Raw genomic sequence first — 18,033 nt, 5'->3', positions numbered from 1 at the left:
TAATCTAGCAGTTTGACAAACGTTTTTTTGTATTTTTGCAGGAAATTAACGAAAAACGAAAAAATGCAACGCGACGAACAAATTTTTGATCTTATACAAGAAGAAAAAGAAAGACAAATTCACGGATTAGAGCTTATTGCTTCAGAAAACTTTGTAAGTGATGAGGTAATGGAGGCAGCTGGTTCTGTTTTAACTAATAAATATGCTGAAGGTTATCCAGGCAAAAGATATTACGGAGGCTGCGAAGTAGTTGACGTTATTGAACAGATCGCTATTGATAGAGCAAAAGAATTGTTTGGTGCTGAATATGCAAACGTACAGCCTCACTCAGGTTCTCAGGCAAACACTGCTGTTTACCATGCATGTTTAAATCCTGGTGATACTATTTTAGGTTTCGATTTATCTCACGGTGGGCACTTAACTCACGGTTCTCCAGTAAACTTTTCAGGACGTTTATACCGTCCAGTTTTCTACGGTGTAGATGCTGAAACGGGTCGTTTAGATTACGATAAAATTCAAGAAATTGCAACTAAAGAACAGCCAAAATTAATTATCGCAGGAGCTTCTGCTTATTCTCGTGATATGGATTTTGCTCGTTTCAGACAAATTGCTGACAGTGTAGGAGCGATCTTATTTGCTGATATTTCTCATCCAGCAGGTCTTATCGCAAAAGGATTATTAAGTGATCCAATTCCACATTGCCATATTGTTTCTACCACAACTCACAAAACATTAAGAGGACCACGTGGAGGTCTTATTTTAATGGGGAAAGATTTCCCAAACCCACAAGGATTAACAACTCCAAAAGGAGAAATCAGAATGATGTCATCTTTATTAGATTTAGCTGTTTTCCCAGGAAATCAAGGTGGACCTTTAATGCATATTATTGCTGCTAAAGCAGTTGCTTTTGGTGAAGCGCTTAAAGATGAGTTTTTTACTTACGCAATGCAATTGCAGAAAAATGCAAATGCAATGGCTGATGCTTTCGTAAAAAGAGGTTACAACATTATCTCTGGCGGAACAGATAACCATATGATGCTTATTGACTTAAGAAACAAAAACATTTCTGGTAAAGAAGCTGAAAATGCATTAGTAAAAGCTGAAATTACAGTAAACAAAAACATGGTTCCTTTTGACGATAAATCTCCATTTATCACTTCTGGAATTCGTGTTGGAACAGCTGCAATCACAACTCGTGGTTTAGTTGAAAAAGATATGGAAACTATCGTAGCTTTAATCGATAAAGTTTTATCTAATCATACAAATGAAGATATTATCGAAGAAGTTGCTGAAGAAGTAAACGAATTAATGAGCGAAAGACCAATTTTTGCATATTAATTAGTTTAAAGTTTAAGGTTTCAAGTTTAAAGTTTTGTAACGCGAAAATAAACGTGTTACAAGACTTTAAACTTTTTTAGCTTTAAGAGTAACTTGAAACAAAATAAACCTGAAACAAAACAAACAAAAAATTAAAAGATGGGCGTATTAAGATTACAATTGCCAACCGACCCAAGATGGGTAAATATCGTTGAGAAAAACATCGAAGAAATCTTGACAGATCACGCTTGGTGCGAGCAAAAAGCAGCAACAAACGCAATTACAATTATTACCAATAACTCTGAACATCAGGATTTGGTAAAAGATTTATTGGCTCTCGCCAAAGAAGAAATCGATCATTTTGAGCAAGTTCACAATATCATTATCAAAAGAGGATTGAAACTAGGACGCGAACGTAAAGACGATTACGTAAACGAACTATACCAATACATGAAAAGAAGCGGAGACGGAAGCCGTGTTTCTGGTCTGGTTGAACGATTGCTTTTTTCTGCAATGATTGAAGCCAGAAGTTGTGAACGTTTCAAAGTACTTTCTGAAAATATTAAAGACGAAGAATTAGCACTTTTCTACAGAGAATTAATGGAAAGCGAAGCAGGGCATTATACTACCTTCATTACGTACGCACGTAAATACGGAACAGGAATCGACGTTGAAAAACGCTGGAGAGAATGGCTGACTTTTGAAGAATCGATTATTACTAATTACGGAAAAGGTGAGACGATTCACGGGTAGTTTTTAGTGTTCAGTCGCAGTCGCAGTTTTCAGTTTTTTTGATTGTTCTGTTTCAGGTTTAAAGTTTCAAGTTTCAAGTTTGTCAGGCTTAGCCAAGTCGTAGCCCGTACAAAGTATATCAAATTTTAAAAATAAAAATCCATTTTAATCCGCGCTTTCGCGAAAGTGAATCGGTATTATCAGCGTTCAAAATCTGAAGTTTCAAGTTTGTCACTTTTATCAGCGTTCAAATTGTTTAAAAGTTCAGCTTTTTGTTAATCTAAAATCCACAATCTAAAACCTAAAATTCCGTAAATTTGAGAGTAACCAAAATCTCGAACTATGAGAATTGAAATGGATTTAAAATTAGGATTTAAAGATGTAATGTTTAGACCTAAAAGATCAACACTTAAAAGCAGGTCGGAAGTGTCCTTAGAACAGAATTTCAAATTTTTGCACAGCACTGCAAGTTGGACAGGAATTCCGATTATGGCAGCCAATATGGATACTGTAGGAACTTTTGAAATGGCTAAGGTTTTGGCAGGAGAAAAGCTTTTTACAGCGATTCATAAACATTACACTTTAGAAGAATGGAACAATTTCCTTAAAGATGTTAATCCAGATTTCTATAATTATATTGCAGTAAGTACTGGAACCGGAAAAGAAGATTCTGAAAAAATCGGACAGATTATTACAGCAAATCCAAAACTGAAATTTATTTGTATTGATGTAGCAAACGGCTATTCAGAACATTTTGTGCAGTTTTTACAGCAAACCCGAAAACAATATCCAGATAAAATTATCATTGCCGGAAATGTTGTGACAGGAGAAATGACAGAAGAACTTTTATTAGCTGGCGCTGATATCGTAAAAGTCGGAATTGGACCAGGTTCTGTTTGTACAACGCGTGTAAAAACAGGTGTAGGTTATCCGCAGCTTTCTGCTATTATAGAATGTGCCGATGCCGCCCACGGATTAGGCGGTCACATCATAAGCGACGGTGGCTGTACAACTCCTGGCGATGTTGCCAAAGCTTTTGGCGCTGCTGCCGATTTTGTAATGTTAGGTGGAATGCTGGCAGGACATAGCGAAAGCGGAGGAGAACTGATTGAAGTAAATGGAGAAAAATTCAAACAATTTTACGGAATGAGTTCGAAAACTGCTATGGACAAACACGCTGGCGGCGTTGCTGAATACAGAGCAAGCGAAGGAAAAACAGTTCAAGTTCCGTTTAAAGGAGACGTCATTCATACTGTTTTGGATATTTTAGGCGGAATAAGAAGCACTTGTACGTATGTTGGAGCTTCAAGATTAAAAGAATTAACTAAACGAACCACTTTCATCCGCGTAAGCGAACAAGAAAATCAAGTTTTTACAAAATAATATGATTCAAATTACCGAAGCAGCTCTTAAAGATATTGCCAAAATTCAAGAGATTGCACATATAACATGGCCCATTACGTACGGAGAAATCCTAACGAAAGAACAATTGGAGTATATGTTAGATTTAATTTATTCTGATGAAACACTTTCGAAGCAGATTCAGAATAAAGAGCAGTTGTTTTATTTAATCTCAGATGTTGATTCCGTAATTGGTTTTATCGGGATTGAGCACAATTATAAAAATGAAGCGATAACTAAAATTCATAAAATCTATCTTCTGCCAGAAACACAAGGGAAGGGTTTCGGTAAAATGGTTTTTGATGAAATCGGTAAAATGGCTTTAGAAAACAATTCTGCAACGCTTTTACTAAACGTGAATCGCTTCAATACCGCTTTGAACTTCTATAAAAAATTAGGTTTCGAAATTAAAGAAACAGTTGATATAGAAATTGGAAACGGTTATTTGATGGAGGATTATGTGATGGGGAAGCAGATTTAATTTATTGGGGAAGCTATTTTACAATTACATCATACTTAAATAACAATCCTTTCACTTCATTCAAAGAAAAAACGGCTTTCTTCAATTTAGTTTTTGATGGATCAATAGTATAATTATAACTCGTTTTAAAATTGGCTTTGTTGGCAATGGCTTTCGAGAATTCGGAGCGGTACAAATCGCAATTGTCGAATATGACGCCTGTAAGATCGGCAGCCATGAAATCGACTGCAATAATACTGCAATTGGTAAAGATTGTTCCTTTTAGTTTTAAAGTATAAAACTTCGAAAAATCCAGAATACAATCGTTAAAACCAATTTCAAAAATCAATTTATCGCACATGGCAAAATTAACGTCTTTAATTTCGCATCGGTTAAAAGCTGCAGTTCTAAAAGCAACGTAATTAATTTTGGCTTCGTTGAAAATACAATCATTAAAAACACAATCAATAAAAGTAACCGCCAGAAAAGTACACGCAGAGAAATTGCAACGATTAAAAACGCAGCCTTCAAAATCTTTAAAATTCAGATCTTCTTTTGCGTAAATAATGCTATTGTATTCTTTATCAAGAAAATATTCGTGCTGTTTCTTCAAGTTTAAAATGATAAATATTTGAGACCGAAAAGGTAATACTTTACCATAAAATATTCCTCTTAAATCATAAATCATTTTGATTTCATTCACATTTTTTATGCATAAAATGCTGTAGCTTTACACTTATTTTTAAGTTTAAAATACATCATTATCGATATGGAACCAACAAGAAAGGAGCATGATTTTTTAGGAGAACTAGAAATTCCCAATCATCTGTACTACGGAATCCAAACTTTTAGAGCGGTAGAAAATTTCAACATTACCGGAATTCCCATTTCAAAAGAACCTTTGTTTATTAAGGCTTTAGGTTATGTGAAAAAAGCGGCTGCTCTAGCCAATAAAGATTGCAATGCGATTGATCCAAAATTGGCAGAAGCCATTTGTTACGGAAGCGATCAGGTAATTGCAGGTAAATTTGATCAGGAATTTGTAAGCGATTTGATTCAAGGCGGCGCAGGGACTTCTGTAAACATGAATGCCAATGAAGTTATTGCCAATATCGGACTGGAATATTTAGGTCATAAAAAAGGAGAATACAATTTTCTTCATCCTAATAATCATGTAAACTGTTCTCAGTCTACAAACGATGCTTATCCATCGGCATTTAGAATTGCTTTGTATTTAAAAATGGAAAGCTTTATTAAAACTTTTGCAGGCTTAGAAGTAGCTTTTGCTAAAAAAGGCGAGGAGTTTAAGGAAGTTTTAAAAATGGGAAGAACGCAATTGCAAGATGCAGTTCCTATGACTTTAGGACAGGAATTTAAAGCGTATGCCACAACAATTGGCGAAGATATTCAGCGTTTAAAAAATGCTCAGGAATTATTGCTGGAAATTAACATGGGCGCAACTGCAATTGGGACCAAAGTAAATGCTCCTGAAGGTTATCCCGAACTTTGTGTAAAATATCTGGCTGAAGAAGTTGGAATTCCGTTAACGCTTTCTCCAGATTTAATTGAAGCAACAGTCGACACTGGGGCTTACGTACAGATTATGGGAACTTTAAAACGTTCTGCGGTTAAAATTTCGAAAATTTGTAACGATTTACGATTGTTAAGTTCTGGACCAAGAACCGGATTTAATGAAATTAACCTTCCACCACGTCAGCCAGGTTCATCTATTATGCCGGGTAAAGTAAATCCAGTAATTCCAGAAGTCGTAAATCAAACCTGTTTTTATGTAATAGGTCAGGATTTAACGGTAACAATGGCGGCGGAAGCAGGACAATTGCAATTAAATGTAATGGAGCCGGTTATTGCTTTTGCCATGTTCACTTCATTGGACTATCTTTCAAATGCCATTCAAACTTTAATTGATAAGTGCATCAACGGTATTACAGCAAATGTTGATCATTGTTACAATATGGTTATGAATAGTATTGGAATCGTAACCCAATTAAATCCAATTATTGGTTATGAAGAAAGTGCCAGCATAGCCGGAGAAGCTTTAAAAACAAACAAAAGTGTACATCAAATTGCGGTGGTTGAAAGAAAACTGATTACTCAGGAAAAATGGGATGAAATATATTCTTTAGAAAATTTGATCCATCCTAAATTTATTACAAAATAAAATATGCTATAATTTGTATTATATCACACTATACACTCATGATAACCTGTTTAGGTTTTTATGAGATTCTATTTTGTTTATAAGTTATTGATTATGTGAAAATTATATTGTAGTAAATGATTTATTTGAAAGAAAATACTTAAATTTGGTTTACCATTTAACTTTCAAACAAATCAATTTATGAAACAGTACAGTTTATTAGTTGCTTTATTCCTATCGGTGATGGGAATGCAGGCTCAGGATGCAAGGTCTTTTTCACTTAATTTGTATGGTGGATATAATTTTTCAGACGACCTTGATTATGATGGTTATCGTGCAACAGTAGAAGATGGTTTTCAATACGGTGCAGGATTTGAGTACTTCTTTTCAACAAACAATTCGGTTGAGGTAAAATATCTAAGGGCAGATACCAAAATACCCTTTTATGGTCCTGCTGGAAATCAGCTTAATGCAGGTGATGACAAAGGTGCTTTTAATTATGTTTTAGCTGATTATACGCATTATTTTGATACAGGATCAAATCTGCTTCCTTATTTAGGTGCAGGTGCGGGTGTCGGAATTGTTGAAACACCTCAAAGTGGTAGTGGAACTTATTTTGCCTGGGATGTAAAAGGCGGAGTTAAAATCAAAACCGCTTCATTAGTTTCTGTAAATATAAATGCTTACCTCGAATCGATGTCGGCTGCGGTTGGAAACAGTTATTATTGGACATCTTTTGGGCCGGTTGGAGTAGAAGATTATGTGTCAACTTTTCAGTTTGGTTTAGGAGCTGTTTTGAGCTTTAATTTTAAGAATTAGAAATTTTTCATAGATAATATTTGAAAGCAGCTATTTGGCTGCTTTTTTTATTGTGGATGTCGCAATTGTTCATAATTAAATCATAATTTATAACGAATTAGAATACTATTTTTCTAGTCAATCGTTATTTTTGTTGTATATACAAATTAAAATGAAGTTACTAATAGTCGAAGACGAGCCAAATCTTTTGTCGATTTTACGTAAAGGATTTGCAGAAAATAATAACGAAGTAAGCGTGGCACTCGATGGCAAAACTGCCCTTGAGATGATCCACAATTATAACTTTGATGTTGTCGTTTTAGACGTTATGTTACCGGATATTAACGGAATCGAAATTTGCAGAAGACTTCGCGCCAGCAAGAATTTTGTGCCTATTTTGCTTTTAACTGCTTTAGGAACTTCAGAAAATATTGTAACCGGTCTTAATTCTGGTGCTGATGATTATCTGGTAAAGCCTTTTAAATTTGGTGAACTTGACGCAAGAGTTAATGCCTTACACCGAAGAGCACATCAGGAAACCGATAAAATTGACGTTATTACTATTGGTGATTTAGAAATAAACGGACGTGCCAAAACTGTAAAAAGAGACGGCGAACCTATTATTTTAACGGCAAAAGAGTTCAAATTACTGTATTATCTCGGAAAAAACGCCGGAAGAATTGTTTCAAGAGATCAGATTTTGGATAATGTCTGGGATATTAATTTTGATATGAACACCAATGTGGTCGATGTTTATATCACTTACCTGAGAAAAAAAATAGATAAACCGTATACCACCAAACTTATTCATACCATGAAAGGTTTAGGTTATGTTATAAAACAATAAAATGGATATTAGAAAAAGAATTACTTTCACTTATGTAGCATTATCTACCTTTAGTACCTTGCTATTGAGTGTGATTGTATTCGTTTTATTTAGAGAAAATAACCGTTACCATTTCTTAAAAAGACTCGAAGACCGAGCGAAAATTGTTGCTTCTATACATTTTCAGAATGATCCTGAAAAAATAAAATACTACAGTAATCTTAAGAAAAACGGACTTGAAGAACTTATCGAGGAAGAAGAATATGTGCTGAAAATCAACAGCGCCAATAGTTTTGATTACAATACAAAACTTAATCTTCCGAATGAATTCTATACCAATATTCTAAAAACTGGAAAGGATTATTTCGAAGTCAACAGCAAATATTATTTAGGCCAGGTTTTTACAGAAAGCAATCAGAAATATATTGTAATTGTTGGTGCCCGAGACCGAAGAGGGAAGACGACAACCGTTTATATTGTAAAAATATTATTATTTGGAGGAATTGGATTTATACTGCTCGCTTTCTTCTTAGGACGTTTTCTAGCCAAACGTGTGATTAATCCAGTTGCCAGAATTACAAAAGAAGTAAACCGAATCAGTGCTTCAAATCTGCATAACCGACTTCCAGAAGTAAAAAATGCCGATGAAATTTCAGATTTAACCGAGACGTTTAATGATATGCTTGACCGACTTGAAACTTCATTTGAGATTCAGGCCAATTTTATCAATAATGCTTCACACGAGTTAAAAACGCCTATAACCACGATTATTGCCGAAGCTGAAATTATGCTTTTAAAAGAACGTGAAAAAGAAGAATATGTAGAATCTCTTCAGAATATTTACAGCCAAGCATCAAGATTAGGGAATTTGACAGAAAGTTTATTAAAACTAACCCAAACCGGTTATGATGGAAATAAACAAGTTCTCGACATTGCCCGAATTGATGAACTATTATTGGATGTAAAATCAGATTTGGATAAAATTTTTCCTGATAACCGTGTGAGTATCAAATTGAATTTTGCGCCAAACGATTCTAATCTGCTTTTAATTCCATGCAATAAACCACTTTTAGAACTTGCCATCAATAATATTATTACCAATGGCGTAAAATATTCAGATAACAACGAAGTCTTTGTAACACTTTCGGCGAATCAGGAAGCGATTAAGATTTCTATTAATGATATCGGAATTGGGATTCCACCAGAAGATATTCCGCATTTGTACGAACCTTTCTTTAGAGGAAAAATTGCGGCCAAATATATTGGTTATGGTTTGGGACTTCCATTGGCTTCTAAAATAATTCGCATGCACGATGGTGAAATACAAGTTCAATCCGAACAAAATAAAGGAACGATTGTAACCATTATTTTCAAGAAAACCAGTACCAAGAAAGCCAACATTAAAAATTCTAATGTTTAATTTTAGAAAATTCTAATTTTAGATTAATACCCTTCTAATAATCAGGTAGTTATTTTGTATGTATAAACTAAAAGATTATACATATGAAAAATTTCCTGATACCTACAACTTTAAAAGATGATACAATTTCTGCCGTAAAATCAGCGATTAATCAATCCAAAGAATCGGACTGCGAAATTGTTTTAATGATGGTTTCTGAAACACCAGATGCTTTTTCGGCTTCTAATTTCCTGCGTGAAATGCGCACAGGACTTACCAAAAGCCAAGAAGAAGTGTTAGAAACCTGCAGATATATGATTAATCATACTAAAAACTGCAGAATTAAAATTCATAATCAATACGGACTTTCATCGCCTATTTTTAGAGGAATAATCGAACACTTCTCTGTAAAATTGGTAATCCTGACGCATTCTTATAAAAAAGAAACCAAGCGCATTCATCAATATTTAGTGCAATTGGCTGGAAATCAAAAATGTCCGATCCTGCATTTAGGAAGCGAACATTTCAAAGAACACTTTACAAAAGCACTTTACATCGAAAACAGCAGTGCCAATATGCACGTAAAAGATGTTCAGCAGTTTTTAAATGAGAATTTCTCATACGAAATCGTAAGCCAGACTTCTAAAATTGATGATAATTACGAAACCTTAGCGCCTTATTTATCCGAAGCGATTTCTAAATATGAAATTGACCTTTTAGTAGAAACCCGTAAAGGAGAAAAAATCAAATTCAAAAAAGTTAAAAAAGAAAATATCAATGAAAAACTCGGACTTCCGGTTCTTTCATTGTATGAAGAAATGGCTTAAGTCTTTTAGTGAATAGTAAAAAGTAAAAAGTGAATAGTAATTAGTAAAAGTGGAAAAGTGAATATACCGCATAGCGATATTCTGTTTTTTGATTTTTTAAGTAAAAACTAACTAACAACTAATCACTAACAACTAACACTTAAACAGCAATATTAATTTAATTTAAAACCGATAATATGTTATTAAAGAAAAGAATACCAATGAAGTACGTTCTCGGGAAAATTAAAGTAGAAATAGTACTTGTATTAGCTTATACCTTAGTGTTTGAAATTTTTCATCACTATTTTATCACTCTTCCTGTTGATATTCCAATTGCGATTCCCACTATAATTGGAACCATTATATCGCTATTGTTAGCCTTTAAATCCAATCAGGCTTATGACAGATGGTGGGAAGCCCGAATTGTTTGGGGAGCAGTCGTAAACGATTCAAGAACATTAATTCGTCAGGTATTGACCTTTTATAAAGACCCTGATTTTTCTGTGGAAGCCAGTGAATTCAAAGAAAATTTTGCCAAAAGACAAATTGCATGGTGTTATAGTTTAGGTCAATCTCTTCGAAATAAAAATGCTGTAGAACCTCTAGATGGTTTGATGAGTGAAGAAGAAATCAAATACATTAAAAATCATCAAAACGTGCCAAATGCTATTTTAATGCTGCACGCCAGAGATTTACGAAATGCATTAAATGATAAACGCATCAATACTTACCAGCAGGTAGAAATTGACAATACACTATCAAGATTGTGTGATGAAATGGGAAAATGTGAGCGAATTAAAAACACGATTTTTCCAACCACATACAGCATGTATATTCGATTAACATTGTGTCTGTTTATCCTTTTACTGCCTTTTGGATTAACAAGTGTGTTGAGCTGGTTTGCCATTCCATTGATTACTGCCATTGGAGGTGCTTTCTTTTTGATCGAGAGAATGGCGATTCATTTGCAAGATCCGTTTGAAAACCGACCAACCGATACGCCTGTAACTGCTATAGCAAATACAATAGAGAAAAACATCAAACAAATGCTTAACGAGTATCAAAGTGAGTTTGATATTCTGAAAGAATTTGATTTGAAAGAGGAACCTAAAAAAGTCGAAAAAGATGCCTATTTCGTCTTATAATTGTTAGTTTGGTCTCTTTAATTGTTGGCTGGACAGTAAGTAGTTGTACTGTCCAGTTTTTTTATTTATAATTGTTTTTCAGCCAGTTTCCCTAAAGTCTGAATGGACTTTCTTAATTCGTTTGTCCACGGAAGACCAAAACTCAAACGCATACAATTTGAAAATTGATTTTGAAAAGAAAAAATCCTTCCAGGCGCAATACTAATATTGTGTTTCATAGCCAAATGATACAATGAAGCCGTATCGATTTTCTGATCTAATTCAACCCAAAGGAAAAAACCGCCCTGCGGCTGACTTACCTTTGTTCCTGCCGGAAAAGATTCTAAAACGGTATTGATATAATTATTACAATTTCGATTTAAAATCTGCCGGATTCTTCGGAGATGATTTTCGTAACGTCCGTTTTTCAAAAAATCACCCACAACTTCATGTGTAATAGTAGGAGAGGAGATCGTATGATACAATTTGGTTCTCAAAATCTCTTTTTTAAATTTTCCCGCAGAAACCCATCCCACGCGATATCCCGGAGCCAGCGTTTTAGAAACCGAACTACAGCAAAGTACAATGCCGCTTTCATCATACGTTTTACAATTCGTCGGACGGCTGGTGCCAAAATACAAATCCCCGTGAATATCATCTTCAATTAAAGGAACATTGTAAAATTCCATCAATCGTACAATTTCCTTTTTATGCTCATTTGGCAGCATACTTCCTGATGGATTACTGAAATTACTCATCAAAACGCAGGCTTTTACTTTGTTAGAAGCCAGCGTTTTTTTAACCGCTTCCAGTTCGATTCCTGTGGTCATATTGGTTGGTAGTTCCATCACATATAATCCGAGAGATCGTGCCAATTGAAGAATACCAAAATACACCGGACTTTCGGTAATAATCGTATCTCCCGGTTTGGTTAAAGTCAGCAGACAATCGGAAATTGCAGAAATACAGCCGGGAGTAGTGATAATATCTTCTTCCGTTAAAGAACCGCCCCAAGTAAATGACCAGCGCGCAATTTCTTTTCTAAGATTACTATTTCCTTGAATTTCCTCATAACTCGTACCGCTGTTGGGCAGCTGACGCATAGCTTGAACCATTCCTTTATTCAACTTTGCAATGGGAAGTAATTCATTAGAAGGAAAACCAAGCGAAAGCATTGTAACATCTTTGGCGCGCATATCGCCGTAAACCAAATCAATTAAGTCTTCTCTTTCAATGTTTTCAACGCTCAAAACAGGCGAACTCGCAGAAGGTTCTGTAATAATTCGCGCCGAAATATTACTCACATAATAACCAGATTGCGGACGAGATTCTATCAGCGATCTGCTTTCTACCTCATAATAAGCCTTGCTTACAGTACTCATGCTGTAACCCGTTTCGGCACATACTTCTCTAATAGAAGGCAGTTTGTCACCAACATTTAAAAGCCCTGATTTTATCTGTTTCTCAATAACATCAGCAAACTGCAAATACAAGTAAGTCGAATTCTTCATAAAAAATAAAACTGTTACGCTGCAATTTACAAAAACTGTATCTGTATTGCTATTTTATTTTTTAGAAATTTGTCACATCAAAAAGAGATACAAATCGTGAAAACAACAAAATACTATATAGCCGCTATTGCCGCCTTTACAACTTGGGGATTTTTCAGTCTGGTTTTACGACCAATTCATGATTACGCGTCAATTGATATTTTGTTTTACAGAGTTTTTAGCTGCAGTATTTTAATGCTCTTGATTGCTTTGTTATTCAAAAGAAACAAAATAAAAGAAACAGTAGTTTTGTTCAAATCACTTTCTGCTCCCGAAAAGAAAAAAGCAGTTTTGCTAAACATTGGCGGAAGCTTCTTTTTGATGGCAAACTGGTTTACGTTTATTTATGCCATGAATCACGTAACCGTAAAAGCTGCATCGCTGGCGTATTTGGTCTGCCCGATTTTAACCACTTTACTAGCCTTTTTTATATTAAAAGAAAAATTAGTGAAAACACAATGGCTGGCGGTAAGTCTAAGTATATTGGGGATTCTGCTTTTGTCGTATGCTGATATTATGGATATGTTTTTCGGAATCATTATCGGACTTACATATGCGTGTTATTTGGTGAGCCAGCGTATAAATAAAGGTTTTGATAAATTCATCATGCTGACTTTTCACATTACCTTGTCAGCTTTGGTTTTATTGCCTTTTTATCCAACATACAGCGGACCAGTGCCAACTGAATTCAGGTTTTATTTCTTCATTGAAACTATTGCCATTGTCTTTACTATAATTCCGTTATTTCTCAATTTGTATGCACTTTCAGGAATCAATTCTTCAACTGTGGGAATGTTGTTGAATATCAATCCGATGATTGCTTTTATGCTGGCTGCTTTTTTCTTTAAAGAAAATATAAGTCCGTTACAAATTGCAGCTTACGCATTAGTATTTATTGCCGTGTTAATTTTTAATTCACATCATCTTTTTGCCATAAAGCAAAAATATATCCTGTCGTCTAAAGATTCTCAATAGCTAATCTTGTATTTTTTATTGGTTTAAGGTATAAAATTACGAGAATCTTAACAGGGTTTTAAAACAGGAATGAGTATTTTTCATTCCTGTTTTTTTATGCAGTAAAATAAATAAAGCCACAGATTATACAGATTAAAAGAATTAATTTCTTTGTCTTAAGATTCGCCACGAATTCACGAATTACTTTAAAATTTAAATTGAAAAAATTCGTGAATTCGTGGCGAAAAATCTGTAGCAGATAAAAATTATCCAAATCAAATATTTATGAAAAATACCAAACTTCAAGCCTTTACTCCGTTATTTTATTTAGTGTGGTCAGATGATTTACTGACGCATAAGGAATTTGTCACTTTAAAAGGATTTATCAACTCATTGCCAGCTTTGTCTGATGATGAAAAAGAATTTCTGCTTTCAAAAGTAGATATTGCAAATCCGCCTTCGCGAAATGAACTGACACAATGGAAACAGGATATTGAAAAAAGTATTGCAGATAAATCCTCTATAAAATCCATTTTTGATATTGCAAACGCACTTTCGGGAGATGATTTGGATGTAGGGCCAATTGAAGCCGATTTTAGAAAATTAGAAAATGATCTTGGGATTTTAGGCGAAGAAGCACTTCAGAATTTCAAAACAAAAGCAAGTTCGTTTACAGCCAATTCACAGACTTCTAAGAACTTCGATATAAAAAAGATCACCGAATTTCTGGATGGAAAAGAAGCGCCAATTATTAAAAAAGTAAAATCGGTTATTTCCCGACCAGAATTTGCATATGAAACATCGACTGATATTAATGTATTTCGTGAAACAGTTTACAATTGGTGTAAAATTCTAGCCGATGAAAATTTAGGAAATATGGCTTATCCTAAAGAATACGGCGGAGGGGGAAATGTAGAAGATTATTTTGCCATTATGGAAACGCTGAGTTATCATGATCTGAGTTTAGTGATTAAATTTGGAGTACAATTTGGCCTTTGGGGAATGAGCGTTCAGTCGCTTGGAACCGAAAAACATTATGCAAAATATCTAAAAGATATTGGTTCATTAAAACTTCCAGGTTGTTTTGCCATGACCGAAACTCATCACGGATCAAACGTAAAAGGTTTGGAAACCACAGCAACTTATAATCATAAAGATCAAACGTTTGTCATTCACACGCCAAATAAAAACGCCCAGAAAGAATATATCGGAAACGCTGCAGTTCACGGACAAATGGCAACTGTTTTCGCAAAACTTATTATTGACGGTCATGATTATGGGGTAAATGCCTTTGTAGTGCCGTTACGTGATACTGAAGGAAATGTTCTAAACGGAGTTACGATTGGAGATTGCGGTCATAAAATGGGATTAAACGGCGTTGATAACGGAACCATAAGTTTTAACAAAGTTGTAATTCCAAAAGAAAATATGCTGGATCGTTTTGCTTCAGTAAATGAAAAAGGAGAATTCGAAAGTACGATTCCGAGTGACAATCGAAGATTTTTCACGATGTTAGGAACTTTGGTGGGAGGAAGAATCGGAATACCAAGATCAGCTTTGGCTGCAGCCAAATCAGGCTTAACAATTGCCATTCGCTATAGCGACCAGAGAAGACAATTCGGACCTGAAGGCGGATCAGAAGTTCCGATTTTAAACTACAGAATGCATCAGCGAAGATTATTGCCACATTTGGCGAAAACCTACGCAGTCCATTTTGCGCTTCAATATTTAACCAATAGATTTTTGAACAGAACCGAAGCAGAAATGCAGGAAATCGAAGCTTTGGCAGCCGGTATGAAATCATATTCAACTTGGAGCACAAGAGATATTTTGCAGGAATGCCGTGAAGCGTGCGGAGGAAAAGGATATTTATCTGAAAACCGAATTGACGCCTTGAAAAATGATACTGAAATTTACACCACTTTTGAAGGTGATAATACCGTTTTAATGCAATTGGTAGCAAAAAACCGTTTGTCTGAATTTAGAAAATCATTTGGAGAAATGGGATCTTTAGGCATTATTAACTATGTATATGAAAATGCTAAAACGGCTCTTGCCGAAAAAAATCCAATTGCAACCAGAAGAACAGAAGACGAACATTTACTGGACAGTGAATTCCATTTACAGGCATTCGTACATAGAGAAAAAACAATATTAGCTTCTGCTGCCAGACGTATCAAAAAATTAGTTGATGGCGGATTAGAAGCTTATGATGCCTTCAATGTTGTACAGCATCAAATGATTGATGTGGCGCAGGCCTATTTGGAACGTATTGTTTTAGAACAGTTTCAGGAAGCTTTAAAAGCTATTGAAGACGAAAATTCAAAACAAATCCTAACCCGATTATATCAATTATTTGCTCTTTCTCAACTGGAAAAAAATAAAGCTTGGTATTTGGAAGATGGTTATATGGAAGCCGTGAAAACAAAAGCAATCCGAAAAATGGTTAATCAGCTATGTTGGGACATTCGTCCGGATGCGGTTGCTCTTGTAAATGCTTTTGATATTCCCGAAAGCTGTTTAGCGGCGCCAATTGCTAATTGCTAAAAAGTTTTTTTTGCCACGAATTGCACTAATTCTCACTAATTTAAGATTTTAAAAAATTGTGTTCATTGGCGTAATTCGTGGCCAAAAGAAAAACTGAATCCCATCACTATTGGGATAGTAACTTAGAACCTCAGAACCTTTTTTATATATTTGCTCAAAAACTATCTATCTTTTTTCCAGTGAAGAACCACCTTTTACTGCTTTGTGCTTTTTTATGCTGCTTTCCAGTTTTTGCATTGGATAGCGAAGATGTTATTTTGGATAAATTAAACAATGCTATTAAAAACAAACAGCATTACGTTAAACTCAAAGAAGAACGTATTTTAAACTTTAAAAAAATAAAATCTGAAACTTTAACCAAAGAGCAGGAGTACAATTACAACAAAACCTTATACTTAGAATATCAGAAATTCAATTCAGATTCGGCGATTCGATATGTAAAAAAAAATATCAATATTGCTGAACAACTTCAGAATAAAGACCTTTTAACTTTGGCTCGGCTGCAATTAGTCACCTTATATTCATCTTCAGGAAAATACCGCGAATCTGAAGCCATTCTGAAAAGCATCAATAAAAAAACACTTTCTGCACAATTACTGCCAACCTATTATATTTCATACAGAGAGTTTTTTGAACATTACGCGGCTAATAGTTACAATGAAGAATACCGCCAGCAAATCATCAAATACAGAGATTCACTGCTTACCATTCTAGACCCTAAATCTTTAGATTATAAAATAAACCGCATTCAACAGGATATATTCCATAAAAAATTTAATAACACGCAGAAGAAATTACAAGATCTATTGCAAGTTACTCCCGAAGAAAATCCGCAATATGCGATGATTACCTATTTGCTGGGAAAAATTAATGAAGCGACTAATAACCTGGAACTTAGAAAGAAATATTACGCACTTTCGGCCACTTCAGATCTTAAAAATGCCAATAAAGATAATGCCTCATTACAGGAATTAGCGTTGGTTTTTTACGAAATAGGAGATGTTGATATGGCGTATAAGCTTACACAGTCGGCAATTGAAGATGCTTTGTATTGTAATGTGCAGTTTCGAACCCTTTTAATGTCGGAAGTTTATTCGATTATCAATACCGTTTATTTAGAAAAAGAAGCCAAGCGAAAAACCGAATTACAGCTTTATTTGTTGTGTATCAGTTTATTGTCGGTTTTTTTAGTAGCTGCGGTAATTTATGTTTACAAACAAATGAAAAAGGTTTCAAGAATTCGTGGCGAATTATATGAAACAAGCCAGAAACTAGCTGAATTGAACAAAGACATTACCCAAACGAATGAGCAGCTTCAGGAAACCAATTCGCAATTATCTGAATCTAATCATGTTAAAGAAGAATACATTGCGCATTTTTTCAGTCTTTGCTCGACTTACATCAACAAACTAGAGAATTACCGTATCATTTTAAATAAAAAAGCGACGGCAAAACAGTTTGATGAGATTTATAAAATATTAAAATCAACCACTTTAGTAGATAATGAACTCGAAGAACTTTACAAAAACTTCGATATTATCTTTTTGAATTTGTATCCCACTTTTGTAAAAGATTTTAATGCCCTTTTAATTCCCGAAGAGCAGATTGTTTTAAAACAAGGCGAGTTGCTAAATACCGAACTTCGAATTTTTGCCTTAATCCGACTTGGAATTACAGACAGCGTTAAGATAGCGGCATTTCTTCGTTATTCTTTAAGCACAATTTACAATTATAGAACGCGAGGTCGAAATAAAGCCGCAGTTTCGCGAAATGATTTCGAAGAAATGGTCATGAAAATAGGTTCTATGGCATTGAAATCCTAGAAAAATATTTTAAAAGCACTACTTTTTTTAGTGCTTTTTTTTATTTATGTAATTGTAAATCAATATTTTAATTTTTTAAATCACTACTTTTTTGCGTTCAAAAATGTAACATGTACGATAACGTTTTAGTTTTACAAT

At 34.5% G+C, this 18,033-nt stretch carries 15 protein-coding genes; 13 read left to right on the top strand and 2 right to left on the bottom strand.

Annotated elements, in window-relative coordinates:
* The first annotated feature begins 63 nt into the window (after positions 1 to 63).
* From glyA to J0383_RS01245, 4 genes are all read left to right on the top strand, one after another.
* Positions 64 to 1,338, top strand: coding sequence for a serine hydroxymethyltransferase (glyA, locus tag J0383_RS01260; RefSeq protein WP_207296646.1), 1,275 nt, complete (start codon positions 64 to 66; stop codon positions 1,336 to 1,338).
* Between the two features lie 138 nt (positions 1,339 to 1,476).
* Positions 1,477 to 2,070: a tRNA-(ms[2]io[6]A)-hydroxylase gene (gene miaE / locus J0383_RS01255; protein WP_207296645.1), complete on the top strand. Its 594-nt coding sequence runs from the start codon at positions 1,477 to 1,479 to the stop codon at positions 2,068 to 2,070.
* Positions 2,071 to 2,391: 321 nt separating this feature from the next.
* Positions 2,392 to 3,432: a GMP reductase gene (locus J0383_RS01250; protein ID WP_207296644.1), complete on the top strand. Its 1,041-nt coding sequence runs from the start codon at positions 2,392 to 2,394 to the stop codon at positions 3,430 to 3,432.
* Between the two features lies 1 nt (position 3,433).
* Complete coding sequence (locus J0383_RS01245) at positions 3,434 to 3,931, top strand: GNAT family N-acetyltransferase (protein WP_207296643.1); 498 nt, start codon at positions 3,434 to 3,436, stop codon at positions 3,929 to 3,931.
* Positions 3,932 to 3,944: 13 nt separating this feature from the next.
* On the opposite strand, the gene J0383_RS01240 is transcribed toward J0383_RS01245, so the two are convergent.
* On the bottom strand, positions 3,945 to 4,523 hold the full coding sequence (locus J0383_RS01240; protein ID WP_207296642.1) for a pentapeptide repeat-containing protein: 579 nt from the start codon (positions 4,521 to 4,523) through the stop codon (positions 3,945 to 3,947).
* A gap of 156 nt (positions 4,524 to 4,679) precedes the next feature.
* Here J0383_RS01240 and aspA point away from each other — a divergent pair, with 156 nt between their 5' ends.
* From aspA to J0383_RS01210, 6 genes are all read left to right on the top strand, one after another.
* On the top strand, positions 4,680 to 6,089 hold the full coding sequence (aspA, locus tag J0383_RS01235; protein WP_207296641.1) for an aspartate ammonia-lyase: 1,410 nt from the start codon (positions 4,680 to 4,682) through the stop codon (positions 6,087 to 6,089).
* Positions 6,090 to 6,269: 180 nt separating this feature from the next.
* The gene (locus J0383_RS01230) at positions 6,270 to 6,887 is read left to right on the top strand and encodes an outer membrane beta-barrel protein (RefSeq protein WP_207296640.1); all 618 of its coding nucleotides are present in this window, start codon (positions 6,270 to 6,272) and stop codon (positions 6,885 to 6,887) included.
* A 151-nt stretch (positions 6,888 to 7,038) separates the two neighbouring features.
* Positions 7,039 to 7,713 carry a response regulator transcription factor gene (locus tag J0383_RS01225; RefSeq protein ID WP_207296639.1) on the top strand — a complete coding sequence of 225 codons (675 nt, stop codon included), beginning with the start codon at positions 7,039 to 7,041 and terminating at the stop codon, positions 7,711 to 7,713.
* 1 nt (position 7,714) lies between these two features.
* Positions 7,715 to 9,112: a sensor histidine kinase gene (locus J0383_RS01220; protein WP_207296638.1), complete on the top strand. Its 1,398-nt coding sequence runs from the start codon at positions 7,715 to 7,717 to the stop codon at positions 9,110 to 9,112.
* 83 nt (positions 9,113 to 9,195) lie between these two features.
* Positions 9,196 to 9,918, top strand: coding sequence for an adenine nucleotide alpha hydrolase family protein (locus J0383_RS01215; protein WP_207296637.1), 723 nt, complete (start codon positions 9,196 to 9,198; stop codon positions 9,916 to 9,918).
* A 176-nt stretch (positions 9,919 to 10,094) separates the two neighbouring features.
* Positions 10,095 to 11,042 (top strand): bestrophin family protein, encoded by a 948-nt coding sequence (locus tag J0383_RS01210; RefSeq protein WP_207296636.1) that lies wholly within the window; start codon positions 10,095 to 10,097, stop codon positions 11,040 to 11,042.
* A 65-nt stretch (positions 11,043 to 11,107) separates the two neighbouring features.
* On the opposite strand, the gene J0383_RS01205 is transcribed toward J0383_RS01210, so the two are convergent.
* Positions 11,108 to 12,532, bottom strand: coding sequence for an aminotransferase-like domain-containing protein (locus J0383_RS01205; protein WP_207296635.1), 1,425 nt, complete (start codon positions 12,530 to 12,532; stop codon positions 11,108 to 11,110).
* Positions 12,533 to 12,628: 96 nt separating this feature from the next.
* Here J0383_RS01205 and J0383_RS01200 point away from each other — a divergent pair, with 96 nt between their 5' ends.
* From J0383_RS01200 to J0383_RS01190, 3 genes are all read left to right on the top strand, one after another.
* Positions 12,629 to 13,546: an EamA family transporter gene (locus J0383_RS01200; RefSeq protein ID WP_207296634.1), complete on the top strand. Its 918-nt coding sequence runs from the start codon at positions 12,629 to 12,631 to the stop codon at positions 13,544 to 13,546.
* Between the two features lie 264 nt (positions 13,547 to 13,810).
* On the top strand, positions 13,811 to 16,072 hold the full coding sequence (locus tag J0383_RS01195) for an acyl-CoA dehydrogenase family protein (RefSeq protein ID WP_207296633.1): 2,262 nt from the start codon (positions 13,811 to 13,813) through the stop codon (positions 16,070 to 16,072).
* Positions 16,073 to 16,251: 179 nt separating this feature from the next.
* Positions 16,252 to 17,895, top strand: a complete 1,644-nt coding sequence (locus tag J0383_RS01190; protein WP_207296632.1) for a DUF6377 domain-containing protein — start codon at positions 16,252 to 16,254, stop codon at positions 17,893 to 17,895.
* Positions 17,896 to 18,033: the final 138 nt, after the last annotated feature.

Source organism: Flavobacterium endoglycinae (genome assembly GCF_017352115.1).
Taxonomy (GTDB): Bacteria; Bacteroidota; Bacteroidia; order Flavobacteriales; family Flavobacteriaceae; genus Flavobacterium; species Flavobacterium endoglycinae.
Note: the sequence above shows the minus strand (reverse complement) of the source record. Positions and strands in the feature narration are given on the sequence as shown.